The organism is Helicobacter heilmannii (genome assembly GCF_001283065.1).
GTDB classification, from domain to species: Bacteria; Campylobacterota; Campylobacteria; order Campylobacterales; family Helicobacteraceae; genus Helicobacter; species Helicobacter heilmannii.
In genome coordinates, this window is the sequence record NZ_CDMK01000001.1 from 96,994 (window position 1) to 123,076 (window position 26,083).

The 26,083-nt window shown below is 47.8% G+C and carries 28 protein-coding genes; 23 read left to right on the forward strand and 5 right to left on the reverse strand.

What is annotated here, in order from left to right; genetic code table 11:
• Nucleotides 1-824: 824 nt before the first annotated feature.
• Nucleotides 825-1,100: a hypothetical protein gene (locus AOG36_RS00545; protein WP_053825345.1), complete on the forward strand. Its 276-nt coding sequence runs from the start codon at nucleotides 825-827 to the stop codon at nucleotides 1,098-1,100.
• Between the two features lie 12 nt (nucleotides 1,101-1,112).
• On the opposite strand, the gene AOG36_RS00550 is transcribed toward AOG36_RS00545, so the two are convergent.
• Nucleotides 1,113-1,718, reverse strand: a complete 606-nt coding sequence (locus AOG36_RS00550) for a metallophosphoesterase (RefSeq protein WP_053825346.1) — start codon at nucleotides 1,716-1,718, stop codon at nucleotides 1,113-1,115.
• 598 nt (nucleotides 1,719-2,316) lie between these two features.
• Between AOG36_RS00550 and AOG36_RS00560 the strand changes: the two genes are divergently transcribed.
• Nucleotides 2,317-2,670: a hypothetical protein gene (locus AOG36_RS00560; protein ID WP_129593222.1), complete on the forward strand. Its 354-nt coding sequence runs from the start codon at nucleotides 2,317-2,319 to the stop codon at nucleotides 2,668-2,670.
• 4 nt (nucleotides 2,671-2,674) lie between these two features.
• Here the strand turns inward: AOG36_RS00560 and lepA are convergent, their stop codons facing one another.
• Nucleotides 2,675-4,468 carry a translation elongation factor 4 gene (gene lepA, locus AOG36_RS00565; protein WP_053825348.1) on the reverse strand — a complete coding sequence of 598 codons (1,794 nt, stop codon included), beginning with the start codon at nucleotides 4,466-4,468 and terminating at the stop codon, nucleotides 2,675-2,677.
• Nucleotides 4,469-4,542: 74 nt separating this feature from the next.
• Here lepA and AOG36_RS00570 point away from each other — a divergent pair, with 74 nt between their 5' ends.
• The 5 genes from AOG36_RS00570 to yedE all read left to right on the forward strand — a co-directional run bounded on the left by AOG36_RS00570 (nucleotide 4,543) and on the right by yedE (nucleotide 9,312).
• Nucleotides 4,543-4,866, forward strand: coding sequence for a hypothetical protein (locus AOG36_RS00570; RefSeq protein ID WP_015107590.1), 324 nt, complete (start codon nucleotides 4,543-4,545; stop codon nucleotides 4,864-4,866).
• Nucleotides 4,866-5,459: a 16S rRNA (guanine(966)-N(2))-methyltransferase RsmD gene (rsmD, locus tag AOG36_RS00575; RefSeq protein WP_015107591.1), complete on the forward strand. Its 594-nt coding sequence runs from the start codon at nucleotides 4,866-4,868 to the stop codon at nucleotides 5,457-5,459. The genes AOG36_RS00570 and rsmD overlap by 1 nt, the downstream gene beginning before the upstream one ends.
• 2 nt (nucleotides 5,460-5,461) lie before the next feature.
• The gene (gene fliL / locus AOG36_RS00580) at nucleotides 5,462-6,016 is read left to right on the forward strand and encodes a flagellar basal body-associated protein FliL (RefSeq protein ID WP_015107592.1); all 555 of its coding nucleotides are present in this window, start codon (nucleotides 5,462-5,464) and stop codon (nucleotides 6,014-6,016) included.
• Nucleotides 6,013-6,366 (forward strand): holo-ACP synthase, encoded by a 354-nt coding sequence (acpS, locus tag AOG36_RS00585; protein WP_015107593.1) that lies wholly within the window; start codon nucleotides 6,013-6,015, stop codon nucleotides 6,364-6,366. Before fliL ends, acpS begins: the two co-directional genes overlap by 4 nt.
• Before the next feature lie 1,854 nt (nucleotides 6,367-8,220).
• Complete coding sequence (yedE, locus tag AOG36_RS00595) at nucleotides 8,221-9,312, forward strand: selenium metabolism membrane protein YedE/FdhT (protein WP_015107598.1); 1,092 nt, start codon at nucleotides 8,221-8,223, stop codon at nucleotides 9,310-9,312.
• 2 nt (nucleotides 9,313-9,314) lie between these two features.
• On the opposite strand, the gene AOG36_RS00600 is transcribed toward yedE, so the two are convergent.
• Nucleotides 9,315-9,743, reverse strand: coding sequence for a DUF2470 domain-containing protein (locus AOG36_RS00600; RefSeq protein ID WP_015107599.1), 429 nt, complete (start codon nucleotides 9,741-9,743; stop codon nucleotides 9,315-9,317).
• Nucleotides 9,744-10,178: 435 nt separating this feature from the next.
• Here AOG36_RS00600 and AOG36_RS00605 point away from each other — a divergent pair, with 435 nt between their 5' ends.
• The 7 genes from AOG36_RS00605 to murA all read left to right on the forward strand — a co-directional run bounded on the left by AOG36_RS00605 (nucleotide 10,179) and on the right by murA (nucleotide 16,730).
• Nucleotides 10,179-10,847: a glycosyltransferase family 25 protein gene (locus AOG36_RS00605; protein ID WP_231630288.1), complete on the forward strand. Its 669-nt coding sequence runs from the start codon at nucleotides 10,179-10,181 to the stop codon at nucleotides 10,845-10,847.
• 86 nt (nucleotides 10,848-10,933) lie between these two features.
• Entirely contained in the window at nucleotides 10,934-12,271 is a 1,338-nt protein-coding gene (gltX, locus tag AOG36_RS00610) for a glutamate--tRNA ligase (RefSeq protein ID WP_053825351.1), read from the forward strand.
• The gene (locus AOG36_RS00615; protein WP_015107603.1) at nucleotides 12,261-12,554 is read left to right on the forward strand and encodes a YggT family protein; all 294 of its coding nucleotides are present in this window, start codon (nucleotides 12,261-12,263) and stop codon (nucleotides 12,552-12,554) included. Before gltX ends, AOG36_RS00615 begins: the two co-directional genes overlap by 11 nt.
• A gap of 2 nt (nucleotides 12,555-12,556) precedes the next feature.
• Nucleotides 12,557-14,209: a lytic transglycosylase domain-containing protein gene (locus AOG36_RS00620; protein WP_015107604.1), complete on the forward strand. Its 1,653-nt coding sequence runs from the start codon at nucleotides 12,557-12,559 to the stop codon at nucleotides 14,207-14,209.
• The gene (gene galU / locus AOG36_RS00625) at nucleotides 14,199-15,020 is read left to right on the forward strand and encodes a UTP--glucose-1-phosphate uridylyltransferase GalU (RefSeq protein WP_015107605.1); all 822 of its coding nucleotides are present in this window, start codon (nucleotides 14,199-14,201) and stop codon (nucleotides 15,018-15,020) included. Before AOG36_RS00620 ends, galU begins: the two co-directional genes overlap by 11 nt.
• Before the next feature lie 2 nt (nucleotides 15,021-15,022).
• On the forward strand, nucleotides 15,023-15,430 hold the full coding sequence (locus AOG36_RS00630) for a hypothetical protein (protein WP_015107606.1): 408 nt from the start codon (nucleotides 15,023-15,025) through the stop codon (nucleotides 15,428-15,430).
• Between the two features lies 1 nt (nucleotide 15,431).
• Nucleotides 15,432-16,730: a UDP-N-acetylglucosamine 1-carboxyvinyltransferase gene (murA, locus tag AOG36_RS00635; RefSeq protein ID WP_015107607.1), complete on the forward strand. Its 1,299-nt coding sequence runs from the start codon at nucleotides 15,432-15,434 to the stop codon at nucleotides 16,728-16,730.
• 103 nt (nucleotides 16,731-16,833) lie between these two features.
• Here the strand turns inward: murA and rny are convergent, their stop codons facing one another.
• Both rny and AOG36_RS00645 read right to left on the reverse strand, forming a co-directional pair.
• Nucleotides 16,834-18,399 carry a ribonuclease Y gene (rny, locus tag AOG36_RS00640; protein WP_053825352.1) on the reverse strand — a complete coding sequence of 522 codons (1,566 nt, stop codon included), beginning with the start codon at nucleotides 18,397-18,399 and terminating at the stop codon, nucleotides 16,834-16,836.
• The gene (locus AOG36_RS00645) at nucleotides 18,332-18,829 is read right to left on the reverse strand and encodes a 5-formyltetrahydrofolate cyclo-ligase (RefSeq protein ID WP_490247819.1); all 498 of its coding nucleotides are present in this window, start codon (nucleotides 18,827-18,829) and stop codon (nucleotides 18,332-18,334) included. The genes rny and AOG36_RS00645 overlap by 68 nt, the downstream gene beginning before the upstream one ends.
• A 317-nt stretch (nucleotides 18,830-19,146) precedes the next feature.
• Here AOG36_RS00645 and greA point away from each other — a divergent pair, with 317 nt between their 5' ends.
• The 9 genes from greA to rfaE1 are packed head-to-tail and all read left to right on the forward strand — an operon-like array spanning nucleotide 19,147 to nucleotide 26,079.
• Entirely contained in the window at nucleotides 19,147-19,638 is a 492-nt protein-coding gene (gene greA, locus AOG36_RS00650; RefSeq protein ID WP_015107611.1) for a transcription elongation factor GreA, read from the forward strand.
• On the forward strand, nucleotides 19,625-20,056 hold the full coding sequence (dut, locus tag AOG36_RS00655) for a dUTP diphosphatase (protein ID WP_015107612.1): 432 nt from the start codon (nucleotides 19,625-19,627) through the stop codon (nucleotides 20,054-20,056). Before greA ends, dut begins: the two co-directional genes overlap by 14 nt.
• Nucleotides 20,056-20,667 (forward strand): tetratricopeptide repeat protein, encoded by a 612-nt coding sequence (locus tag AOG36_RS00660; protein ID WP_015107613.1) that lies wholly within the window; start codon nucleotides 20,056-20,058, stop codon nucleotides 20,665-20,667. Before dut ends, AOG36_RS00660 begins: the two co-directional genes overlap by 1 nt.
• Nucleotides 20,664-21,866: a hypothetical protein gene (locus tag AOG36_RS00665; protein WP_015107614.1), complete on the forward strand. Its 1,203-nt coding sequence runs from the start codon at nucleotides 20,664-20,666 to the stop codon at nucleotides 21,864-21,866. Before AOG36_RS00660 ends, AOG36_RS00665 begins: the two co-directional genes overlap by 4 nt.
• Nucleotides 21,863-22,489, forward strand: coding sequence for a type III pantothenate kinase (locus AOG36_RS00670; RefSeq protein ID WP_015107615.1), 627 nt, complete (start codon nucleotides 21,863-21,865; stop codon nucleotides 22,487-22,489). The genes AOG36_RS00665 and AOG36_RS00670 overlap by 4 nt, the downstream gene beginning before the upstream one ends.
• On the forward strand, nucleotides 22,489-23,175 hold the full coding sequence (locus AOG36_RS00675; protein WP_053825353.1) for a sulfite exporter TauE/SafE family protein: 687 nt from the start codon (nucleotides 22,489-22,491) through the stop codon (nucleotides 23,173-23,175). The genes AOG36_RS00670 and AOG36_RS00675 overlap by 1 nt, the downstream gene beginning before the upstream one ends.
• The gene (locus AOG36_RS00680; protein WP_015107617.1) at nucleotides 23,172-23,711 is read left to right on the forward strand and encodes an HAD family hydrolase; all 540 of its coding nucleotides are present in this window, start codon (nucleotides 23,172-23,174) and stop codon (nucleotides 23,709-23,711) included. The genes AOG36_RS00675 and AOG36_RS00680 overlap by 4 nt, the downstream gene beginning before the upstream one ends.
• On the forward strand, nucleotides 23,690-24,658 hold the full coding sequence (gene rfaD / locus AOG36_RS00685) for an ADP-glyceromanno-heptose 6-epimerase (protein WP_015107618.1): 969 nt from the start codon (nucleotides 23,690-23,692) through the stop codon (nucleotides 24,656-24,658). Before AOG36_RS00680 ends, rfaD begins: the two co-directional genes overlap by 22 nt.
• On the forward strand, nucleotides 24,652-26,079 hold the full coding sequence (gene rfaE1 / locus AOG36_RS00690) for a D-glycero-beta-D-manno-heptose-7-phosphate kinase (RefSeq protein ID WP_053825354.1): 1,428 nt from the start codon (nucleotides 24,652-24,654) through the stop codon (nucleotides 26,077-26,079). Before rfaD ends, rfaE1 begins: the two co-directional genes overlap by 7 nt.
• Nucleotides 26,080-26,083 lie beyond the last annotated feature (4 nt).

Genomic DNA, 26,083 nt, shown 5'->3' on the forward strand with positions numbered 1-26,083 from the left:
GGTTGTAGGTTTTGATAAAAAGTTGACCACATCTACCTTTAGCCGTATCTGTTTTCATCTCTAAAATCTCTACTCCCAATTCTTGTGCCACTTCTAAAATGATTTGTTGCTTTTGTATCGGATGGTAGCCTTCATACAATGCATTGCACACAATAATCGTAACTAATGTTTAAAATCATTGTCTGTTGCTATGCTCTTACAGAGTATATGTCTAGCGCAAGCTAGGGGGTTTAGGGCGCAAGATGTCAATGTTTTTAAAAGAAGGGGTATCAATAAGAACATCCACTTTGTTGTTTGCAATATCACGGGTGAAGATTCTTGCCAAACCTCATCGTCCAGAGCAAAAAGCTTTTGGCACGATCGAGGTGCTCACCAACAACGCTGGTTTCAGCATCTTGAGCACATCACCTAACACACCTTTTCTTAGCAAGTGATGCAGCCAAGAGCGTCGCGGGGCAGGTTGCGTGATCGTAGGTTACACTGCCCAGTAGCCATAAAGGACACACATGTGGGGCATTCTCTTAGATTTGGTGGTTTTTGATGGTGCTTGCCTATCGGGGTTGGTCGCTTGTGTGGGCGGGTTTTGCGCTTTGCTAATTTACTAAAGTTAGGGGCGTGAGTTTATTTGTGGCTGTATTCTGGGTGTATCTCCTAGTCTTCTCATTGTTCAAAGAAGCGCAAATCACTCCGTTTGCTTCCCCCACAATTGTCCTAGGCTCACCTTCACCATATCTGCCTTGCCGGGGCAGCCCCCAAATCCAAAACCTCATCCCCACCAAATACTGTCCATCATCCACACCCTCTTGGGCGTTATTAGACCCATTTTGATCTTTAGTTTTGGGCAATACAAGTTTGTACCCACCATCAACACTAAAAATGGCTCAATCATCGCCCTCATCAACACCTGCGTAGCTGTGGACTTTGGTTCTGTTGTCAAAACAATGCCAAGTCTTAACACCCCAACCCAGCACTTCTTAAGCTCCAAGTTCAACCCCCTCATCTCTGAGACGATCACGATCAATATCCTAGCCGGGCACGGGTTTAGCCCTAGCGGTGGTAATCCCCGCTTTTGCCTTAATCGTGGAAATGCTCTTTGCTAGCTTTGTGGTGTATTAAGGCATGCGCACCAAAAAATCCTCAAAACAAAAGATGGGCCATTTGGCATGGTAACGAAAGTCGATACACACATTGATGGCATCGGGGTTGAAAGGCTCTGGGGTGCTAGTGTGCGTGTGCCCGTGTAGCCAAAAGGTTTTTAAAGCGGGGGTTTTAGCTTCTTTTTGCGTCCATTCCTCTAAAATATTCTCTGCCACAAGTTGGTTGTATTCTTTGGAGTCGGGTGGGTAGTGGCATAGAATAAAGCGGTAAAGCCCGTTTTGCTCGATGTCTAAAATGTGAAAAAGCTTATAAATGTGAAAAAGCTTATCTAGGACTTGAAACCCGCAATTGATATACGCTTTGTCGGGCAATAGGTCGTGGTTGCCCCGGATTAAAAATTTTTGCCCTTTGAAACTTGCAAGGATGCTGTTTAACTCTTTAGTGGGCGTGCGTGCCAAGCTCAAATCGCCCAAAAACCACACCGCATCCTCTTGCCTAACGCAATCTAGCATTTTTGCCCATGTGCCATTAAGTTCCTCCACCGAAGCAAAAGGCAGGGCGGAGTATTTGATGATGTTTTTATGGAAAAGGTGCAAATCCGACACGGCGTAAGTTTTCATGGCCACCTTTCTCTTGGGGTCTTTGGAGTGTAGCACAAATTCAGTTGGTCGGGGCTGATTTTAAGTTTAGTCTTATTTGCAGAGCCTACAATTTCCCTTTTATTTTACCAAGCAAGGATCAACATGGCTACATTTATGAATATTGGGGGGGTGGGGGGGTAACTAAAGCCCTCCTTAAAATCGCTTTAGTGGGGGCGTGTGCCCTAAGTGGCGTGCAAGCAAAAGTTCACCGCCACGCCTATAGCCCTCGCCCTTCTTTTGTTCCGTTAAATCCACAAACCTTTGGCTTGTTGATATACCAAATGCGTCACTACGAACATCCTCAATCGAGATATACGCGTCCCTTATTTTGAAATAGGCATGTAGATGGTCTCTTGTACGATCATTGCAATAATGTTGTGTGGGTGAGCATAGATGAGCAAGGGTGGCCAAGCTTAATAGAACAAATGGCTAATGGTTGATGCGGCATTCACCACCCTCTTTTGTAAGGGATGAGGACCTCAAACATTTAAAGAAAATCTCCACAACACACCTCCCCCCTGCCTATGCAAGAGCGTTTGAGACCTATGAGCAAAAAATCAAAGAGGGTAGTCGGCAGATGCACAAAGTGGATCTATTCAACGACCACCCTAAAACAGATGTCTTGCATGCCTTCCCAGAACTCACTCAATGGAAAAACGACTATGACGGAATCACGCTCTTTTGGATCAACAAGGGCATTAAGGTGTCCAGTCAAGATGTGAGAAACATGACAAAATTAGCCTCATACCAACAAATTTGGGAAAATGAGTGTAGCTACTTAGAGCAAGATAAAGCTACACTAAACCGTCTGGTAGAAAGTGGCAAGGGAAATATCTTTCGCGTTGATCTCACACGAAAGGCATTGATACTACAGCAAAGAGAACGCGATGGCTACCAAAGAGAAATTGATAGGTTGCAGGGCAGAAACTAGCCTTTTAATCCACCTTCAAGATCGCTAAAAACGCCTCTTGGGGCAGATGGACTTTGCCAATCGCCTTCATGCGCTTTTTACCCTCTTTTTGTTTCTCTAAGAGCTTGCGCTTGCGGGTGATATCGCCCCCATAACATTTCGCTGTAACATTTTTGCCGACCGATTTGACCGTTTCTCTGGCGATGATTTTATTGCCAATGCTGGCTTGTATCGCCACCTCAAAAAGCTGGCGGGGGATCAAAGTTTTCATGGTTTCCACCAAGGCCTTGCCCTTTTCATAGGCCTTGCTTCTATCCACGATGATAGAGAGCGCATCCACGACTTCATTGGCCACCCGTATGTCAAGCTTGACCAATTGCCCCTCTTTGTAGCCAATGGGCTCGTAGTCAAAGCTGGCATAACCCTTCGTGCAGGATTTAAGCTTGTCGTAAAAGTCCATGACAATCTCATTGCTGGGCAAATCGTAGGTGAGCATCACGCGGTTTTGATTCAAATACTCCATTTTATCCTGCACGCCTCGCCTGTTGTTAAGAAGGCTAAGCAAATTGCCTAAATACTCGCTGGGCGCGATGATGCTCGCGCGCACATAGGGTTCATCAATGCGCGCAATCGTATTTTCAGCGGGCAGTTGGCTAGGATTTTGCACGGCGATGATCTGCCCGTCTGTTAAATGCACTTCATAGACCACCGTGGGGGCGGTGGCAATGAGGTTTAAATTAAACTCCCTTTCTAAACGCTCTTTGATGACCTCCATGTGCAACAAACCCAAAAAACCCACACGAAACCCAAAGCCTAATGCCACGCTACTCTCAGGCTCAAATTGCAAGGAGGAGTCGTTAAGCTGGAGTTTTAATAGAGCCTCGCGCAGCTCTTCAAATTGATCGCTTTCAATTGGATAAAGCCCGGCAAAGACAAAGGGTTTAGCGGGTTTAAAGCCCTCTATGGGGGTGGGCGTGGGGGCTTTTGCATCTGTGATGGTGTCGCCCACGGCGATGTCGGTTAGGTTTTTAGAGCCCAAAGAGATGATGCCAATCTCCCCGCACTCAATGGAATCAGTGGGGATTTTATGTAGGGGATTTGGGTAGTATAGCCCTAGCACTTGATGCGTTTTAGTGCTGCCCATCACCAACACCTCTTGATTGACGCATAAACGCCCCTCTTTTAAACGCACCAACGCCAACGCCCCCAAATAATTGTCAAACCAAGAGTCGTAAATCAGTGCCTTTGTGGGGGCGTTTGTATCGCCCTTTGGGGGCGGGATTTTGGTGATGATGGTTTCTAAAAGCTCATTAATGCCTATTTGCGCCTTCGCGCTCACGCAGTTAGCCTCGCTGCAATCTAGCCCAATGGTGTCTTCAATGTCTTCTTTGAGTGCCTCTACTTCAGCGTTTGGTAGGTCTATTTTATTTAAGACGGGCAGGATTTCTAGGTGGTTGTCTAGGGCGATGTAGACATTGGCAATCGTTTGGGCTTGCACGCCCTGGGTGGCATCCACGACCAAGAGAGCCCCCTCGCACGCCGCCAAAGAGCGCGACACTTCATAGCTAAAATCCACATGCCCGGGGGTGTCTATGAGATTTAAAATATACTCTTGCCCTTGGTAGCGGTAGTTTAGACGCACGGATTGTGCTTTAATGGTGATGCCTCTCTCTTTTTCAATGTCCATGGTGTCGAGTACTTGGCTCGTCATTTCACGAGTGCTCAAAGCCTTACAAGCTTGGATCAAACAGTCGGCAAGCGTGCTTTTGCCGTGGTCGATGTGGGCAATAATGGAGAAATTGCGGATATGCTCTTGCATAAACTCCCTTAAAAGCGTTCTTAAACTTAGGATATGCAATAATACCCTATTGTGCTAAAAACGGAGTTTCTAAAGTGAAAATTTTTGTCAGTTGCCGCTCTTTATTGCTCGGGCAAGTCTTGGAAAGCTACCTGCAAGAGTTCTTAGCCACTGAAGAAAATTGCGACTTTATCCTAAGCGACCATCCTATTAAAAACCCCTACAAGGCGACTTGTTTGGTGGGTTCAGATAGCAGCGCACACATTTTAACCCCCTTCACCAAAGCCGAGTTGCTTGAAAAGTTGCAAGAGTTTTACGCCAACAAAGCCCAAAGCGAGAGTTTGGAGCACAAGGTGCAATCTTTATTGCAAGAATACACCTATAAACTCTTGGACTTGTTGCAGGATTATAAACGCTGATGCCCGGACATTTAAAGATTTTGGGCGGGGCGTGTAGGGGGCTTAACTTACAAATGCCTGCCAAAGCCACCACCCGCCCCACCAAGGCGATCATTAAAGAGTCCTTTTTTAATGTGTTGCAGAGCTCGATTTTGCAAAGCACTTTCATAGAGGGCTTTGGGGGCAGTGGGTCTATGGGCTTAGAAGCTTTGAGCCGTGGGGCATTTGAAGCTCTGGTGTTTGAAAAAGACAAAGAAGCCTTTGGGGTGCTGCAAACAAACGCCCAAATTTTAAAAGAGCGCGTGCCAACCGCCCGCTTAAGAGCGATCCACGCGGATATATTTAGCACCCTAGCGGGGTATTTAGAAGGGTTAAAGCCAAGAGGGCTGGTGGTGCTGTATTTAGACCCGCCCTTTATGGAGGGTATTTATGAGAAATGCTGGGCATTGGTGGCAAGCTTAAGGGGTTTGGAGCGGTTTTTGCAATATGGGCTTTTGTTGGTGTTCGAGCACTTAAGCGGGGCGTGTATGCCAAAGACGGCAAGCTTTAGTATAATCAAGACAAGAACATTTGGCAGGACGACTTTAAGTTACTATCTTTACACAAAGGAATGAATATGGCAGATGAAACCAAAGAGCAACCCAAGAAGAATAAAGCCCTTTTGTTTGTGATCGTGGGTACGATCGTGGTGATGATCGTCCTGATCGGGGTGATCGCCATTTTATTGTTGAATAAGAATGGTGAAAAGGATGGCGCAAAAGGGGGAGTTGTGAACGACAAGATGCGCCAAATTAGAGAAAGTTCTCGGTTAAACGACAACAGCGGGCAGTCTGATTTGATGGTGCGCTCTTCAGATTATCTCTCACTAGGGCCACTCTATCCCCTAGACTCTCCCTTTGTGGTGAACCTCATCACACAAAACGGACGGCGTTACTTAAAAACAAGCATCACTTTAGAACTGAGCGACCCTAAATTGTTAGAAGAAGTGAAGGTAAAAGAAACGGCGATCAAAGACACCATCATCGAAATCTTGTCTTCTAAATCCATTGAAGAAATCAGCACCCTAAAGGGTAAAAATAAGCTCAAAGAAGAGATCCGCAACAACATCAATAGCTTTTTGATCGATGGCTATGTGAAGAACATTTTCTTCACAGACTTTGTGATCCAATGATTGGACTTGACATTGTCGCTATTGAACGCGTAGCGTGCAGTGTCCGCCGCTATCAAGACCGCTTTTTAAACCGCTTTTTATCCCCGCAAGAACAAGAACTTTTTCTTAAACCCGTCAGCATTGCTGGGGCGTGGGCGGCTAAGGAGGCGTGCGCCAAGGCTTTAGGCGTGGGTATTGGATCACAGCTTAGTTTTTTAGACATAGAGCTTTCTAAAAGCCCTTTGGGCGCGCCCATGATCACTCTAAGTCCGACTAAACTTGCCGCCTTCAATGTCCAAAGTTTGCATTTAAGCATCACACACGATGGCGGGTTCGCTGCTGCGGTAGTGTTCATAGAGTTTTACACTTAAATATCCTTTTTTCAACTGTGTTTTTTATCTGTGCGCCAAAAGCCCATGGTATAAATACATTTTAATAGTAGTAGTAGGGCATGTGAATTTGTGCCTAAAGCCCTACTAACCTCGCCATGTAGGGGTTTTCTAGCTCGGGAAAAAAACCGCTTTCATTCACATGGCGGCACAAAAAAATGAAAAATAAAGATAACTCTCTCCATAAAAAAGAGATTTTTACACCTTTTAGACACATTTTTACATGGTTTATTCACATGGACACTAAACATGTGCCTAAAATATTCACATGCATGTGATGAAAGCTTTTTCACCAGCAAGAAAACCCCGTGTACATGGGTATTTATGTGGATGGGACATATGTGCCTGACATGTGCCTGACATGTGAATTAAGCATGGATGGAGGGGTTTAGTTATGTGTTACGGGTTGGGTTTAAGCACTTCAACCACAATAGAGCAAGGGGTGAAGAGATGAATAAAGCTTTAAATTGGTGGAGCAGAGTGCGAAGTGTGGGCGAAGTCCACTAAATATTAAAAATTTAGCCAATAAAGTGGGGACATAAGACTCCAATAGAAGCTGACTTGAAGCTGCGATCCCAACTAAAGTTAGAATCCCCTAGCTTTAGGTATGGAGAGTGTGTCAAATATTAAATCTCAAGGTACCATGGTCTTCGTACTAGTTAAAGATCGATGGTGGTGGATCGTAGGCAACTCTCTATATTTTAAACCACGCCTAAAAACCATCGCTTTTTAAAAACTGAGCATATATGAGCATATAGTTGATAAAGGCAGCAATGCCATGTCTAAAAGTCGGCGAATCATCAACCTTAACTCTCAAGACCAGGGTCATAAATGGTAGTTTCCGCACATTGCTTGCTTTCGCCCATGTACCAAAGAACTTTGTCTGACCATCACAAATAGTCCAAAAGAATGCCCCTCACCATTATTGTAGAAGTTATAAAGAAAGTCCATCACACCCGCATAAAAAAGGTTGGAAGTGGGCTGGTCTTTGATGGCAAAAGTTGTTGTATTGCACGGCTAGAGCAAGAATTCCCGGTCTTGTGAATTGGTCTGTCACACACTGTTTAAAAGCCGCTGAACCATATAAATACTCAAAACCACCCCTATGAACACCCCACTCTTTTTTACATTTAAGGGGAGCCCAAAGAAAATTCCCAATACACATAACAAAAGTATAGGGACATAGTTGCGCCAAACCACCATATCCACTCCTTGCATTCTTTTCCAGGCTCTGCATGCACTGAGTGCTTTTTTAAATACTTTAAAACACAAAAGAATCTCCACCTTTTTAAACCCCCACACTAAAAATGCCACACGCTTTCTAAACACGCCACAGACTTGCCCATAGCCACGCTTTATTTGCCATCACTATTTGCCATCACCATGTAAAAAAATATCCGTTAGTGGAGTGCCTTATCACTAAAATAAATCTTAAACGGATGGCAAACCTATTGCAATTTGCTATTTTAAATCTTATGATTGTGTAGTGGTGGGAGTTCCCTTCTACTTTACTTTAGTCATTTGTGATGCTAGCGTGGCTGGTCTGTGTGGATTAGTAGGTGGAGCATGTCAGGAGTGGTTTAGCAACAACACCCTAAAAAATAGTTCTATAATGCAAGCACATAAAAACACAAGAACATCTTAATAATATCAAAAAGATTTTATAACTATGCGCTTCTCCGAGATATAAACAGAATTTATAAAACAAGGTGTCTTGAGTTTAGATCTCATTAAACCCCTTTTAAACAAGCTCTGCCTACAATAGCCGCGCTTCTTTAGCCAGGTGGGCTAACACGCTTAAGACTTCTAGCGTATCCTTAAATCTTAGGGTTTTTCGTGCGTATTTTCACACAAAGATGGGCATTTGTGCCCTGTGTTTGGACTTTGTCTGTAGCTTCTGTATTCTATTTTGGGGTGCTTGGCACTTACTGGGCAGTTACGGGGGAATTTACCCGCTGGAGTGGGGCTCTTTTGGGCTGGCTGGGCGTGGATACAGATCGCTTAGGCTATTTTAAAATCATCGGGCTCAAGGGCAGCATTTTAGAGCGCATCGATGGGGTGATGATTCTTGGCATGTTTTGTGGCATGCTAGGTGCAGCCACTCTAGCAAGGCGTATGGTTTTAAAACTGCCCACAAGGGCACAGATGGGGCGCGCACTCTTGGGCGGGCTCTTGAGCGGGATGGGCGCGCGTTTGGGGCTTGGGTGTAATTTGGCAAGTTTTTTAACGGGCATCCCACAATTTAGCCTGCATGCGTGGTTTTTTACCCTAGCGACCCTGCTTGGCATGTGGCTTGCCTTCAAATACTTGGACTCAAGTTGCTCTAAGAGTGTGGCTAAAGCAGCCCCCGCACGCTTAAACGCCCTGTTAGCGTTTGTGGCTGTGGGGGGCTTTGGGGTGTTGGCATGGCATTTACACGGCAAACTTTTTTACGCCCTTTGTTTTGGGTCGTTCTTTGGTTTTGTCATTTCAAAAGGGCAAATTTGTTTCACCAGTGCTTTTAGATATTTGTTCGTGCAAAGGCAGAGCGCGCAGGCACGCGCCCTTGTGGGGGCGATGGCGGCAGGGAGCGTGGGTGTGTTTGTGTGCTTGCAGTTAGGACACCCTGCCAAGACCTTATGGGCGAGCCCGGGCATCGCTTTAGGGGGACTCTTCTTTGGGGTGGGGATTGTGCTGGCGGGGGGGTGTGAGTGTGGCTGGATGTACCGCTCAACTCAGGGGGATTTGGGGGCGTGGGCTATTGGCGTGGGCAACATTGCGGGGGCAGGGTTAGTGGCTCTTAGCTGGGATTTTTACGCCCCCCTTTGGACCGATTTTTCTAAAGTCAATCTTTTAAGCCTGCCCGGGGGGCTGTTTTTACAAGCCTTGTTGCTTGCCGGGCTGTGGGCTCTGGTGTGCTGCATAGGGCAAAAACCTCTTAAATGCTAGTTCTAGGGCTTTTGGGGTTCTGCGCTATTGTGTGGGGGCTGTGGGTTAAATCCATTTTGCGGATGAAAGCCCCCTTGTGGGTACTGGCTTTGCGGGTTAAAGCCCTGCGCTTGGGGACCAAAGCCCATAGGGTTAAAGCCCCATTGGGGGTTTTGTTGAAAATTGGTCTGCTCTTGCGCTGCAGCCTCTTCGCCTAAAAGGGCAATGAGCACCTCACGGATGCCCTCAAAATTTTCGATAGGATTAGGGAAGGCAAGGTTAAAAGTTTTCTCTTGTCCCTCTTTGCTGTAGGCAATTTGTAGCCCCGAAAAATCCAAGTCCTTAACGCAAATGTCCGTAGCCTCTGGCACTTGGGCGTATTTCTCAAACAACTTCACTACATTGTTGTGCTGTTTGCTGTTCAACACATTTAAGGCATGTTGCTTATCCATCGTAAGCTCCTTTGTGAGATTTTCAAAAACGCTTGGTTGTAATCGAATAAAACTTAATTATATTTTAAATCGTATTTAAGTTGATAGTCATCATAATATAGAGAATAAGCATTATAAAAGTTGATAGTTATACTATAAACTTTATTGCGTGTGTTAAGTGGAAAATTTCGTTGCAATGGGTTTATTGGGGTTGTATATCCGTATTCAACCCCCCACATCTTAGCCAAGTCTTAAACAGCGTTTGGCATAATAGGGCTTTAAAAACTTTTAAGTATTTTTATGCGTTTACAGATCGCCATCATTTCTTTAAAAAATAGCGTCAGGCGGGCGTATTGTGAGAGTTTACCCCCCATTGAAGGGCTGAATTTAAAGTGGTTCTCTTAATGCGGTCTGCACAGTCCCTACTTTGCCACCAATTTAGGTTACTCTAGCCTCATCCAACACCCCTACAATCTCAAGGAGCTTTACAAAAGTGCATGGTCTGCAACCCCCGATAGAAGCGAGTTATTGCACGGGTCGCTGAATTGCTATGCCAGCCACTGTTTACTATGGTTGGAATGCATTAAAGCCAATCGATCGATGGTGATTTTAGAAGACGATGCTTGCCTAGAGCCCCGTTTTTCTCAAAGTGTGCTTGATTGCTTGAATGGTCCCTTTGACTTCGTGCGCTTGTGGGCGTTGTTTGGAGAGAAACGGCCACAATATTCAGAGATTGGTGCACATGAAGGTAGAAAACTTGTTATGCCTACAAAGTACGAACATCTTTTATTGATGCATTTCTACCTAACACTCTTTGTGCCCATCTGTTCAGTTGCCTACTACATCACCCCCAAGGCCGCTAAAGCCTTTGTGAGCGCTAGTTTATACTTTAACCAGCCTGTAGACATCATTGTCAACCAAACTTATCTACACCACATCCCCGCCCTCACCTACATCCCCATAAGTGTGTCCTTGCACCCCAATTCTGCCAACTCCAATGTTGTTACAGAGCCTAACACCCCCGCGCAACTTAAAAGATACCCCCTCAAAGACCGCCTCCTTGCTAAGATCCGCAGAGAGCGCACCTTTGCCCACTTTGCGAAACTCTATGCGCATTTGGTGTAACGCTTCACTTTAAGGGGTGTGAAATTACCCCAAGAAAAGGGCGCATTTTAAAGCGCGTGTGCTATAATTTAGCAAAAAGGCTTTTTATGTTGCGCTTTGCCCCCTCCCCCACAGGCAGCATGCACATCGGCAACTTGCGTGTGGCTTTGCTGAATTTTATTGTGGCTAAACGGCTTAAACTCCCCCTCATGTTACGCATTGAAGACACCGACACCCAGCGCAACATTGAGGGCAAAGATCAAGAGATTTTTAGGATTTTAGAGCAGGTGGGCGTAACCTGGGATCAGCTCGTCTATCAAAGCAGCAATTTTGGCATCCATTTAGACTACGCTAAGAGGCTCTTAGACAAGGGCGAGGCGTTTTATTGCCACTGCACGCCAGAGTTTTTAGAAGCTAAAAAACAAGAAGCCCTGCAGGCTAAAAAACCCTTCCGCTATGACGACTCGTGGGCGCTTTTAGAAAAGGAGAGCAACCCTAACCCCGTGGTGCGCTTAAAGGGGAGCGTAAAGGACATGGCGTTTAAAGACTTAGTGAAGGGCACTATCCACTTTAAGGCGGGCGAGCTAGACAGCTTTGTCATTGTGCGCTCGAATCAAGTCCCCACCTATAACTTCGCCTGTGCGGTGGATGACTTCAACTACAAAATCACCCACATCATCCGCGGCGAAGACCATGTCAGCAACACGCCTAAACAAATTCTCATCAAGCAGGCCCTAAGCCGTGTGCTAGACATCCCTGAAATCCCCACGATTTACGCCCACTTGCCCATCATCTTAAACGAAGATGATGGTAAGAAAATGAGCAAACGCTTTGAGGCCTCCAGCGTGCAATGGCTCTTAAAACAAGGCTTTTTACCCTCCAGCATCGCCAACTACCTCACCTCCATGGGCTATAAGGCCCCTAAAGAGATTTTCACCCTAAGCGAGGCTTTGGAGTGGTTTGAACTTGAAAAAGTCAGTGCGTCCAGCGCGCATTTTAGCCTGTCTTACTTGCGCCATTTAAACCACAAACATTTAAAAGCATTGGATTTAGCAAAGTTAGCCGAGGCTTTAGGTATTGAGCCGGCTAAAGCTCCCCTAGCCCAGCTTTTCTTAGAAGAGTGCAGCACCCTAAACGAGCTCAAGGACAAGTTAGATACCATGTTTAGCCCTAAAGACATCGCTAAAGACTATGAAGGGCAAAACTTCTATGAGAAATGCCATACCCTCTACACGGCCCTAAAGGGCATGGGGGCGGTGGCAGACTTCAACGCCTTTAAGCAAGAAGCCATGCAAAAAAGCCAGCTAAAAGGCAAGGACTTTTTCAAGTCTTTAAGGATTTTACTCACAGGCCAAGCGCATGGCATAGAGCTCGCCCTGCTTTACCCCCACCTTGCCCCCTTTTTAAAGCAGATTTTGGTGTTAAAGACAGAACATGGTTGTTAGCACCCTTTTAAGTGCCCTTGCCACCATCTTGCATAGCCTCATCAACATTTATATTTGGATCATCATCATCGCCTCCCTTTTAAGCTTTGTGCGCCCCGACCCTAGCAACTCCATCGTGCAAATCCTCTACCGCCTCACCGAACCCGCCTTAAGCAAGGCCAAACAACTCGCCCCCTTTTTGGTGTTTAACGGCATCGATTTATCGCCCCTAGCGGTGATTTTGGTGTTGAAATTCTTTGATTTGAGCGTTGTGCAGCTCATGTTTAACTACGCACAAGGCTGATTTTGTTGCGGGCGTTTTGGTTATTGGTTTTTTGTGCTTGTTTAAACGCCCAGCACATCAGCCTAGCCTACCTGCAAAGTAAGCCCAAGGGCACGCCTAGAGACTTTTTCATTTGGCTTTATTTGCAAGAGCCCAGCACCACAGCCGAGCAGGCCAAAGCCGCCTACCAGCTCATCGCTCATAAAAGCCAAAAACTCATAGAATTGGCCAAGCAAAAGGGGGCTTTAAATCTCATCCCTCACCCCTGCCAGGGCCTGCCCCTAGAAGTCTTAAAAAATAAAGACAGCAACTGCATCGCCATTGCCCTAAGCTATGAACGCATTTTTACGCAGGCCATAGAGCCCAAGAGCACCCCTCTTTTACGCGCCCTGCAGGCAAAGCTTGCCGACCACCCCAAACTTTATAAAGCTCTGCAGGTGGTGCTGCACCCCACAGATCAGGCGGCCTTTTTGCAGGCGGGGGCGGGGGTGATCGCCTCCCTTTACAACGCCCTAAGCTATGAGCAAAGGCTCGACTTCTTCAACCGCCCCTTTGATCCAGAAGTCCTCTCCAAACTCGCCAATGAGAACAACCCCGCCTTCAACGACATTTTAAGACGTGTCATTTTAGATAGCCACTTTAGTGTGTTTAAAAAAGCCTTAAGCCACGCCAGCGTCACCAACTCCGACTCTAAGACCTTTTTTCTTTTGGGCATCAACGCCCTACTGCACCACGAAGAAATCCCCGCTTTCACTTACTTTGACCGCACCCAAAAGCAGGCCACCAAAGCCTTCATGCGCGACAAGGCGGTGTTTTGGAAGTATCTATTAAGCCGTGAAAACGACTATTTAGACATCCTAAGCCAAAGCACCAACCCCGATCTCTTTAGCCTGTACGCTAATTTCAAGCGCAAGAGTCTGCCCAAGTATAGGATTATAACCTCTTTGGGTTTTTTAAGCCACAGACCCCCCAAATTTGACATTAAAGACCCCTTTGCATGGCAAACCCTGAAAGAAAAAATCCTAGCTATTGATAACCAGCGCGCCTTTTTAAAAGCCCTAAAGCCCCTACGCACCGAGCAGAGCATGCCACATTTGGCCTACTTTTTAGGGCGTTATTACAACGATGATAGACATTATTTTTTGACCCCTTATGCACGCAAAACCCACTTCAAAAGCCTTGAGGAAAAGGCGATGGCTTACGCCATTGCCAGGCAAGAGAGTTTATTGCTCCCCGCTTTGGTTTCGCCCTCTTACGCTTTGGGGCTGATGCAAATCATGCCCTTTAATGTTGCCCCCTTTGCTAGGGCTTTGGGGCTAAGCAAGGTGCAGCTGACAGACATGTTCAACCCCAATCTGTCTTTAGCCTTTGGCAATTACTATTTAAACCACTTGAAAGAAGAGTTTAAAAACCCCCTATTTGTGGCCTACTGCTACAACGCTGGGCCCAACTTCTTTAGAAAACTTTTAAAAGAGAGGCATTTTTTTAACAAGGGTAAATTTGAGCCGTGGCTGAGCATGGAGCTCATCCCCTATGAAGAAACCCGCCTTTATGGGCAAAAAGTCTTGGCTAATTACATCATCTACCACAGCATTTTTAAACATCACAGCAAGAAAATCAACTTCGACTTGCAGGGCTTTTTCAACATGATTTTAAAGGATTTCCATGATCAATAAATGCCTTTTTCCGGCCGCGGGCTATGGCACGCGCTTTTTACCCGCCACCAAGGCGATGCCTAAAGAAATGTTGCCCATTGTGAATAAACCGCTCATCCAATACGGCGTGGAGGAGGCGATGGAGGCGGGCTGCACGAGCATGGCGATTGTGACGGGGCGGGGCAAGCGCGCCATTGAAGATCACTTTGACATCAGCTATGAACTTGAGCACCAAATTAATGGCACACACAAAGAACAGCAATTAGAGGGCATCCGCGCTCTAATGCAAACCTGCAGTTTCTCCTACACCAGGCAACACGAAATGAAGGGTTTGGGGCACGCCATCTACACGGCCCAAACCCTGATTGGCAACGAGCCCTTTTGTGTGATCTTGGCAGACGACCTTTGTATCAACACGCAGGGCAAGGGGGTGTTGGCCCAGATGGTGGAGTTATACCATAAATACCGCTGCTGCATTGTAGCGATTGAAGAGGTGGCACTAGAAGAGGTGCATAAATACGGCGTGATCTTGGGCCAAGAGATAGCAAGCGGGGTGTATCAAGTGCAAAACATGATCGAAAAGCCCAAGGCCGAGGAAGCCCCGAGCAACTTAGCCGTGATCGGGCGCTATATCTTAACCCCGGACATTTTTGAGGTCTTGAAACACACCCCCCCGGGCAAGAACAATGAAATCCAAATCACGGATGCACTCTTGCAACAAGCTCAGGATAAATTAGTCCTCGCCTATAAGTTTCAAGGCAAGCGCTACGACTGCGGGAGTGTGGAGGGTTTCATCCAAGCCACGAACGATTTTTATGAGTTGCAGTGCTAGCGATGTATGATCTGTGGTTTTACGGCATTTACTGGGTGGCGGGTTTTCTTTTTGCCTTCCCCGTACTCTTGGTTGGCTACACCTACACCTATCTAAAGCCACCACCCCCACCCCCCAATATCCCCCCTTTAAGGGACTTGGTGATCCGACTTGAGAAGGTGGATAAAGAAAAAAATCAAGAGGCGTATCACGAACTTTTCCAAGACTTCAACACTCATTACACCAACTTGCCCAAGCACATCAAAGAGGGCGATTGGCTCAATGCCATTAAAAACTTTGCCGAGTCCGATTTGTTAGACATCGACTCGACCGTGAAATTTGGGCAAGACTTGGAGGATGCCAACCCTAAACTCAAAAAAGCGATCTCCAACACCGTGGGGCTTGCACTCAAACACAAGAAGAAGGATTGATGTGGACTACTTAGAAATCAAGGGGCAGCAGATGCTAAGAGGGCAGGTGCAAATCTCGGGGGCAAAAAACGCCGCTCTGCCCATTTTAGCCAGCACACTTTTAGCCAAAAATCCCGTGTGCTTAGACAATGTACCCCATGTTGCCGATGTGCGCGCCTTAGTGGAGCTGCTCGAGCATTTAGGCAGCAGTGCCAAGTGGCACACACCAAATCACCTTGAAATCAGCACCAACCCCATGTATTGCACGAAAATGAGTTGCACCGCGCCCTATGAGATCGTGCGTAAAATGCGCGCGTCCATCTTGGTTTTAGGTCCACTTTTAGGGCGCTTTGGCAAATGTCAGGTGAGTTTGCCCGGGGGGTGCGCGATCGGGGCTAGACCCGTGGATTTGCACTTAAGCGCATTAGAGAAAATGGGCGCAGAAATTGCCATCGACAAGGGCTATATCGTGGCTAAAGCCAAGGGAGGTTTGAAGGGCTGCGATCTCATCTTTGACAAGATCACGGTTACGGGCACCGAAAATATTTTAATGGCCGCGAGCATGGCCAAGGGGCAAACGCGCATCATCAATGCCGCCAAAGAGCCCGAAGTGGTGCAGCTGTGCGCCTTCTTGCAAGCGGGGGGTGTTAAGATTAGCGGGGTGGGCAGCGGGGAGCTCCTGGTGCAGGGTGCAGATCGGGAGGCTTTAAACTTTCAAGACATAGACATCATCCCCGATCGCATCGAGTGCGGGACTTATCTATGCGCCGCGGCGATCACCAACTCCCCCCTAACACTCACCCATGCCAACGGCCACCATTTAGAAGCTGTGCTGGCAAAATTAAATGAAATCGGTTTTTCTGTGGACATCACAGAAGACACCCCAAATGCCCACACCCTCACCATCCACCCCGCTACACATAAAAGAGCCTTTGGCCTCACCACTACAGAATACCCGGGCTTTCCCACCGATTTGCAGGCGCAGTTTATGGCGTTAGCCACGCAGTGCGAGGGCTCTAGCCTCATTGAAGAGCGCTTGTTTGAAAACCGCTTCATGCATGTGGGCGAGCTGCAACGCATGGGGGCACAAATCAGCCTTAAGGGGGCGATGGCGCAGATTCAAGGCGTGAGTGAACTCATCGGGGCGGATGTGATGGCGACCGATTTACGGGCTTCTTCGGCACTGGTGCTGGCTGCTTTAGTGGCTAAGGGCAAGAGCCGGGTGCACCGCATTTACCACTTAGATCGGGGTTATGAAACCCTAGAGAATAAAATGAGTGCCCTGGGCGCGCATATGAAACGCCTGCACGAAAAGCCCTAGTGGATTTAGGAGAGCTTGGGGATTGCTAGGTTTGTGGTGTTGGCTTTAGGTTTAAATAGGTTAAAGCTGCTTTGGCGGGGCAATGCGCTTTAAGGGGGTAGCCCTAGCGGGCAATGGCTTTGGCGTGGTTTTCACGGATGACATGCACCACGATCTCGCCGGGATATTGCAAGTTGGCCTGGATTTCTTTAGCGATGTCGCGCGCAAGCAAGGGGACTTTGGCATCACTCACTTGTTGCGGGCACACAATCACGCGCACCTCACGCCCTGCATCCATCGCAAAGACCTTTTCCACTCCATTTTGTTGGCTGGCGATACGCTCCAAATCGTGCATGCGGCTTAAGAAGTTTTCATTTTCCTTGCGGCGCGCCCCGGGGCGCGCCGCAGAAAGCGCGTCTGCAGCGCACACAGCGGCGCACTCCACGCTCTTGATCTCTTGGCGGTCGTGGTGGGCGTAAATAGCATTGATCACTACAGGGTGCTCGTGGTGGCGTGTGCACACCTCAACCCCTAGGTCTACATGATCACCCCCGTGTTCTTGGGTTAAAGCCTTGCCGATATCGTGCAAAATCCCTGCCCGGCGGGCGAGTTTGGAGTCGCCCCCAAGTTGTTCGGCGATCATGCCCGCTAAAATCGCCACTTCTATAGAGTGGGTGAGCGCGTTTTGTCCATAGCTGGTGCGGTATTTCATGCGTCCTAAGAGCCGTTTTAGCTCTTCATCCATGGAGTCTAATTGCAGGTCTAGAATAACCTCTTCGGCTTCTTTTAAAATACTCTCCTCCATGTTTGCCTCCACCCTTTGGTACACGGTTTCAATGCGTGAGGGCTGGATGCGCCCATCTTGGATCAAGAGCTCTAAAGTTTGCGTGGCGATTTGTCGCCGATACAAATTAAAGCAGCTTAAGGTGATGGTCTTGGTTTCCTCATCGATCATCAACTCCACTCCACTGATGCGCTTGAAGGTGTCGATGTTTTTGCCCTCCTTGCCGATGATGCGCCCGATGAACTCGGCATTGGGCAGGGCAACCACGCTGGTTAAATTCTCCATTGCAAAGTTGCTGGCAAAGCGCGAGGTCGCTTCGGCTAGGATGAAATGTGCGCGCTCTTTGGCTTCCTTCTTGGCTTGGCGCTCATAGCGGCGCACCAAGGCCGCCTTTTGTAAAATCAATTCTTCTTCAAGCAGGCGCAAGAGCAGGGTTTGGGCTTCCTCCTTGGTGTAGCCCGAGCACTCCATTAAGGTTTGCATGGCTTGCTCTTTGAGCTCTTGGTATTCTTGATAGAGTTTGTCTTGGGCGTGTTTACCCTGTTCCAACTCGCTTCTTAGCATGTCTAGTTCGATCTTATGCTGTTCGAGTTGTTTATGCTTGTGGTGCCAATGCTGCTGTTGTTGTTTTTCTCTATTTTTGAGCTCGTCTAGCTTGTGTTGGTAGGCGGCTTCTTGGGTTTGTTGGTGCTCGTTGTGTTCTTGTTGCAGTTGCAAGGCTAGGGTTTTGGACTCCTCTTCCTTGCTCTTGTAAAACACTTGGGCTTGGTAAAGGAGCATGTCGGCCTTGGCCTTGGCGTTGTCGATGAGGTTTTGGCTGGAGGTGGTGTAACTTCTTTTAGTGAAGTAAAACACGCCGATGCCGGTGAATAAGCAAGGGAGCAAAATGCTTAAAGCTTCTGCCATTTGTTGTCCTTTGGTGTATGAAATCGTTGTTTGGCTCTAGGCAAATATGGGCACTGATGTCGTGCGGCGCGCCTAGAGTGTGAGCGGATTTTAAAAGTTGGCGGGCGGTAAAAATCGTGAAAGGCTTTTTGGGCAAGGTTGCAAAGAGGCGATCGTAAGCCCCAAGCCCAAAGCCCACCCGCCTAAAGCCACAATCCACCCCCAAAATGGGGACTATGGCTAGGTCTAGGGGTGCTTTGAAAAAGCTCGGTCTAGGTTGCTTGATGTGTTTAAGGGTACTTAAAGGCAAGCGATAGGGTGCATAGGTGCAACAAGGCGGGTGCATTAGGGGGGCAAATAGGCGCATTTTATGTCTTCTAGCCCAATTGATGAAGGGGCGGATATCCACTTCGTGGACTAGGGGGTAATAGATCAGGACCTTCAAACCCATTTTGGGGCGCACCCATCTTTGCAACAGGGTGGTCAGCTTATGGTCTTTGATGTCAAAGCCCCGCTTGGCATATAAAATGCGCTTGCAAGCGGTGCGGAATGCGTCTTTTGTATCCTCGTTTAGTGTCCTGATGTTTTGCCTTTAGAGAGTGCTAAAAACCAATGGGTCAAACTCAAACAACAAACTTTAAACCTGTATTATTAGAACATTTAACTTAGGGCTGGATTAATAGGGGGGGGGGGGGGGGGGAGATTTGGCAAATTTAGGGGGTTTTAACCATGTGTTTTATATAATCTCAGCTTTATTTAGGAGTTAAAATGAAAGAACCGATGAGTGCCTATGGCTATGAAAAGATTTGTGCCGAATTGAAAAAACTTAAAGAAGTGGAAAGGCCACAGATCGTTAAAGAAATCGATCGGGCAAGAGAGCATGGAGATTTAAAAGAGAATGCCGAATACCATGCTGCCAAAGAAAAACAAACTTTTATAGAAGCAAGGATCAATGACCTGAGTCGCATTTTAGCCAACGCACAAGTGATCGACCCCTCCACTTTGAGCCACCAAAAGGTCAGTTTTGGCAGCACGGTGAAAGTCCTAAACCTAGACAACGACAAAGAGTTTTGTTACACCATTGTAGGGAGCATGGAGAGCGACCCCACAAGAGGGCTCATCTCCTTTGGCTCGCCCATTGCCAAAAGTTTAATGGGTAAAAGCAAGGGCGATGAGGTTACGGTGGTGTTGCCCTCTGGCGAGAGTGAATTTGAGATTTTAGACATTTACTACAAAGACATCGACTATGTGCAAAGTTAAGTTACAAAAGCTCCACCCACAGGCCAAGCTGCCCGCCTACCAAAGCGCGGGGGCGAGTGGGTTTGATTTATGCGCCCTAGAAAGCCTTAAGATCACTCCTAAGAGCGTGGGCTTGGTAAGGACCGGGATCGCCCTTGAGCTAGAACCTGGCTATGAAGTACAGGTGCGCTCCCGTTCAGGACTGGCGTTAAAACACCAAATTATGGTTTTAAATTCCCCGGGCACGATCGATAGCGACTATCGGGGGGAGTTGCAGGTGATTTTAATGAATTTGGGTGACAGCCCCTTTTGCATACAAGCGGGCGATCGGATCGCCCAGGGGGTGTTGTGCCGTGTGTTTCAAGCGGATTTTGCTCTAGCTACTGAGCTAGAGAGCACCCAAAGGGGGACAAAGGGCTTTGGGAGCAGTGGGGTTTAATGGAAATTAAAGAGAATTTAACACAAGTCAAAGAAGAGTTTAAAAGCGATGAAAAGCTTTTAGAGAGTGCCTTTCGGCTAGAGAAGCTTTACAACAGATATAAATATGTGCTGTGGGCATTGGTGGTCTTGGCATTGGCGTGGTGGGGCTACACAAAGTTCCAGCAAACCCAAAAGGATAAAAGGACGCAAGAGATCACCGCCCTTTACAACGAAGTGCTGGCTAACCCCAACAACACTGCCCCTCTAGACAAGTTGCAAGAGCAGGCCCCAGAGCTTGCCGAGCTTTACAGCTATGCACAGGCACTCAAAAACAAGGACACCAAAACTCTAAGTAGCCTAAGCCACGCCAAAAACCCCATTGTGAAGGCCCTAGCAAGCTACTACACTGCCTCTTACAACCGCGATTTAAAAGCCCTAAAAGCCTTAGACCTGCCCGCTTTACAGGATTTTATCCGCTTGCAACAAGCCTATTTATTGCACAGCGACCCCAAAGCGGCTAAAGAAATGAAGGCACTCATCACCACCATCCCCCCCACTTCGGGCATTTACCCCATCGCCTCTTTGCTTAGGCACTACCCTGCCACCGGTACCCAAAAGGTGGCGCAATGAAGCATGCGTGGCTCTTGGGGTTGGCATTCTTGGCTCTCTTTAGCTTTGGCTGTGGCGATCGCAAGAATTTTAAACCACCTAAATCTAAGATTGCACGAGAAGCCCTCTTCCACGAACAACTCAAAGCCCCCATCATTTTCACCAACCGCTATGGGGCGATCTTAGCCAATGGCGGGGTGTTAGACAGACAGGGGCTCACACAACTAAGAATTGAGAAAAAGGAGGATAAAGAAACCTCCTTTTTGAACCGGAGTCAAGATTACTACATTTTGGCACACGATTGTTGGCGCGCCCACAAACGCAACGGTCCTAAGATTAAGCACAAGAAACACGCCACACTCACAGATAAACAGGCCGAAGAGGCGATCATCGAGAACATTGAAGAGACCGATCAAAATGTCCAGTTGCACGACCACTGCCACCAACTAGAGCTCATCAGTACCCTAAGTGCCAAGCCCTCGATCACCATCCCCCTAGACACCTACCCCTTAAGTGCGAGCATTAAGGGCAATAAATTAGCGGTGGTGATGGCGGACAATTCGGCAAATATCTACGACATCAAGACCAAAAAATTGCTCTTCAATGAAAAGGGTTCGTCTAGCTCGGCGATCAACTCCTTAGTCGCTGCCCCCGTGTTCTTGGACACGGTGGTGGTCTTTCCCATGCTCGATGGGCGGCTCTTGGTCGTGGATTTTGTATCTAAAGAGCCTAAAGTCGTGCGCAACATCGTGCTCAATAGCGAGAAGTTTTTCAACAATGTGATTTACTTAAAAGTGGATGATGAAAACATGTTCGCGGCCACGGGCAAAAGGCTGGTGTCAGTGATCTCAGGCCAAGAATTTAACTTTGATGCAGAGATTGTGGATGTGCTTTACAAGCACCACCGCTTGTATGTGCTGACTTTAGATGGGCGGATTTTAGAGATGGATCAAACCCTGAACGATCAGAGCATGGGTGTGGTGAAGTTGCCCTTTGCGATGTTGACCACAATCGTGGTGACGGACAAAAAGCTCTATACCCTAGAAAAACGGGGCTATTTGGTGGAAGTGGATTTGGAGCATTTTGATGACTATAAAGTCTATCCGCTCAAAAAAGCCTCTAAAAGTTTCATGGGTAACTTAGATCGGCCCAGCTTCTACACCGATGACAAGATTTACTACGACCGCTACTTTTTTGACCTAAGCCACAACCACCCATGACCCTCTGCGACATTGGCAACACCCATTTACATTTTTACCAAGAGGGGCGTGTGTGGGCGTGCGCACCCCAAAATCTAGCCACCCACCAAGAAGCCCTGCAGGGTGAAGTCTTTTATATCAGCGTGAATCCTCATGCCACTAACGCCCTTTTAGAGCTGTGCCCCAGTGCCACCAACTTGGCCCCCAAAATGCAACTACAAAGTAAATATGAAGGCTTGGGGGTAGATAGGGTGGCGGCGTGTTTGGGGCTTCTTGGCAAAAGCGGGGTGGTGGTGGATGCGGGCAGCGCGATCACTGTGGATATGATGGAAAATGGGGTGCATTTGGGGGGCGTGATTTTGCCCGGTTTTGAGGCTTACCGCCATGCCTTTAAACACATTTCGCCCGCCCTAGATGTGCCCTTGAATTTGCGTGTGAATGTAGAGGCGTTGCCTAACGCCACGACGGACGCTCTAGGCTATGGGGCCTTGCAAAGCGTGCTTTTGACCCTAAAGCACCTTGTGGGTGAGCGTAAGGTGTATTTCACGGGTGGGGATGGCAAGTTCTTAGCCAATTTCTTCAGCAATGGCATTTACGATGGGCTCTTGGTTTTTAATGGCATGCGCGCCACGCTTGGGGCTTGATGGATCTTATTTATCTTTTTCTCAACGCCTCGTTAATGGCTCTCTCTCACTGTGTGGGGATGTGCGGGGGGGTGGTGCTCGCCTACTGTCAAAATAAATTCGCCCCCCAAATGCCCCTAAAAGTCCAGCTAGCCGCGCACACGCTTTACAACCTAGGGCGACTGAGCATGTATGTGCTCGTGGGGCTATGCGCCTTTTTGGGCTTTCACGGGCTCTTAGCCCTGCTCTCTAAGTCTTTAAATTTACCTAGAATGCACCTACAGGGAGCGGTACTGGTGGGCGTGGGGGGCTTGATGCTTTTATTTGCCCTAGGCTTTGTGCTGCATTTCAAAAACCCCTTTAGCCTGAGTGGGGGCTGGTTTGCCAAGGGCTTTAAAAGCCTCTTTAGCACCCCTAGCCTGCCTAGCTTTTACGCCCTAGGGCTTTTAAATGGGCTCTTGCCCTGTGGGATGGTGTATTGGTTTGTGCTAAATGCCCTAGCGCGCCCGAATTTAACAAGCGCACTGGAGGTGATGGTGGTTTTGGGGCTAGCAACTTTTACACCCCTCTTTGTCTTTGGCGCGCTCTTTGGCAATTTCTTAAACTCCAAATGGCGCGCGTGGTTTCAAAAAGCCGCCTTTGTGCTGCTTTTAGGCTTTGCCGCCCACACCATTTATATGGGCGTAAAAATGTTAGGACATCTATGAAGGCTCTCTTTTTAGACAGGGATGGCGTGGTGAATGTCGATAAGGGCTATGTCTATTTGGTAAAAGATTTTGAGTTTATGCCCGGCATTTTCACGCTGCTAAGGGGGGCTAAAGAGCGGGGGTATTTGCTCTTGCTGGTGACTAACCAATCGGGCATAGGGCGCGGCTATTACAGCCTCAAGGACTTTGAAGCCTTAAACGCCTACATGCAAGCCAAATTACAAGAAAATCTAGGTTTTGGACTAGATAAAATTTACTTTTGCCCCCACGCCCCTAACCAAAATTGCGCTTGTAGAAAACCCAAAGTGGGCATGTTAGAGCAAGCCCTGCAAGATTATCCCCTTGATTTAGCCCAAAGCGTGCTGGTGGGCGATAAAATGAGTGACATAGAATTTGGGCTCAAGGGGGGGATTGGCATCAATTTACTTTTTTCTTTACAAGAGCCGCAAGCTCAAGGGCGCATTGCTCGCCTAGAGCAGGTTTTAGATTTTTTAACCCCACAGAAAGGACATTTTTGTACATCCCCAACACCCTAGAGAATAAAACCATTGTGATCACCGGCGGGGCGGGCTTTATCGGCAGCAATTTGGCGATGTATTTTCAAACCCACCACCCCAAGGCGCGGGTGATTGTGATCGATAAGTTTAGAGAGCAAACCCCCCCCACCACGAGTTTAGGGCATTTTAAAAACCTCTTAGACTTTCATGGCGAAATCATCACCGCAGACATCACCAAAGATCTAGGCGTGTTGAAGAAACTGGACTTTGACTATTTGTTTCACCAAGCGGCGATCTCCGACACCACGAATTTAAATCAAGAGTTGGTGATGAAAACCAACCACCAAGCCTTCATCAAGCTTTTAAAAATCGCGATCAAAAAAGACGCGCGGGTCATTTACGCCTCTTCGGCCGGCGTTTATGGCAACACCCCCGCGCCTAATAAAGTCGGTTTCGGGCAAAAACCTGAAAATATCTATGGCTTTTCTAAACTTTGTATGGATAAAAGCGCACTAGACTTCGCCCATGAGAGTTTCATGCCCATTGTGGGCCTGCGCTATTTTAATGTCTATGGCCCGGGGGAGTTTTACAAGCACAAAACCGCGTCCATGGTTTTGCAACTGGGTTTGCAAGCCCTGCAGTATAAAGAAGTGAAACTCTTTGAATTTGGGGAGCAAAAACGCGACTTTGTGTATATCGAGGATGTGATCCAAGCTTGCGTGAAGGCGATGAGCGCGTCTGTCAGCGGAGTGTATAATGTGGGCTATGGCAAGAGCCACAGCTACAACGACATCGTGCGCCTGTTGCAAGAACATTTGGGCGACTTTAAAGTAACCTACATTAAAAACCCCTATGACTTCTTCCAAGAGCACACCTGTGCCGACATTGTCCCCACGCATGCCGACTTGGACTACGCCCCTAGCTACGACTTAGCAAAGGGGATTAAAACCTATCTTCCCACCATTAGAGAGCTCGCTAAGTGTTGAACGCCTTTTTAACCCCGCCTAAGAACCCTCCACATGTGTTGGTGGTGGGCGACATTATCATAGACCACTACATTTGGGGGCAAAGCGAGCGGCTTTCGCCTGAGGCCCCCGTTCAGGTGGTGGATGTCAAAGAAGAGAGCCGCCGTCTTGGGGGGGCGGGCAATGTGGCGGATAATTTAATCGCCCTGGGCGCGCGTGTGGATTTATGCGGCGTGGTGGGAGCAGACGGGGGGCAGGCGTGGCTGTTGGAAACTTTGCAAAGTTTGGGCGTGGGCTTTAGCGGGATTTTAGTCGATGCTAAACGCCCCACGAGCCAAAAATCGCGGGTGATGATTTCTAAGCAACAAGTTTTAAGGGTGGATCGCGAGCGCAAAGACCCCATTGACAAGAATTTATGCGTCGCCCTGCTGGAAAAAGCAAGTGCCCTCTTAGAAAAAGCCGATGTGCTGGTGTTGTCTGACTACCTTAAGGGTGTGCTCGATGCCAAACTATGCCAAGAATTGATCCAACGCGCCAAGGCACAGCATAAAATTATTTTATGCGACCCTAAGGGCAAAGACTACTCCAAATACACCTACGCCGATTTAATCACCCCCAATAAAAAAGAAGCCCAAATGGCAACGGGTGTAGAGATCAATGATGACGCTAGCCTCTTGCAAGCCTTAAGTTTCTTTAAAGACAAGGTGCAGATTAAAACCCCTTTAATCACGCTCAGCGAGCAGGGCATGGCGTTTTTGGATAAAGAGCTGCATAAAATCCCCACTATTGCCAAAGAGGTCTATGATGTGAGCGGAGCAGGCGACACGGTGATTGCGGCTTTGGCGTTTTGTTTGGGGCTGGGCTATCCCATTGAGCAGGCGTGTGCCTTTGCCAATGCGGCCGCGGCGGTGGTGGTGGCGAAGGTGGGCAGCGCGCGGGCAAGCTACGCTGAAGTGCTCAACTTTTTACAAAAGCACTACCACAAGGGGCAAAAGGTGCTCGACAGAACCACGCTTTGCGCCCTACTACAAGCCATGCACCCTCCTAAAATTATTTTTACTAATGGTTGCTTTGATTTATTGCACCGCGGGCATGTGGAGTATCTACAAAAGGCAAAAGCCTTAGGCGGGCTCTTGGTGGTGGGCTTAAATAGCGACTCTTCGGTGCGCCACTTAAAGGGCAAAAGCCGCCCCATTTGCAGCCAAGACGCTCGGGCGTTTGTGCTGGCAGGCCTAGAGTGTGTGGATTTTGTGGTGCTCTTTGAGGAGGACACGCCCCTAGAGCTCATCAAAGCTCTAAAGCCCCATGTGCTCGTCAAGGGGGCAGACTATGCGGGCAAAGAGATTGTGGGCAGTAGTTTGGTGCAAGAGGTGGTGTTGATCGACTTTGTTGAGGGTTACTCCACCACAAGCACCCTAGAGAAAATTCAAAACCGACATTGAGGAG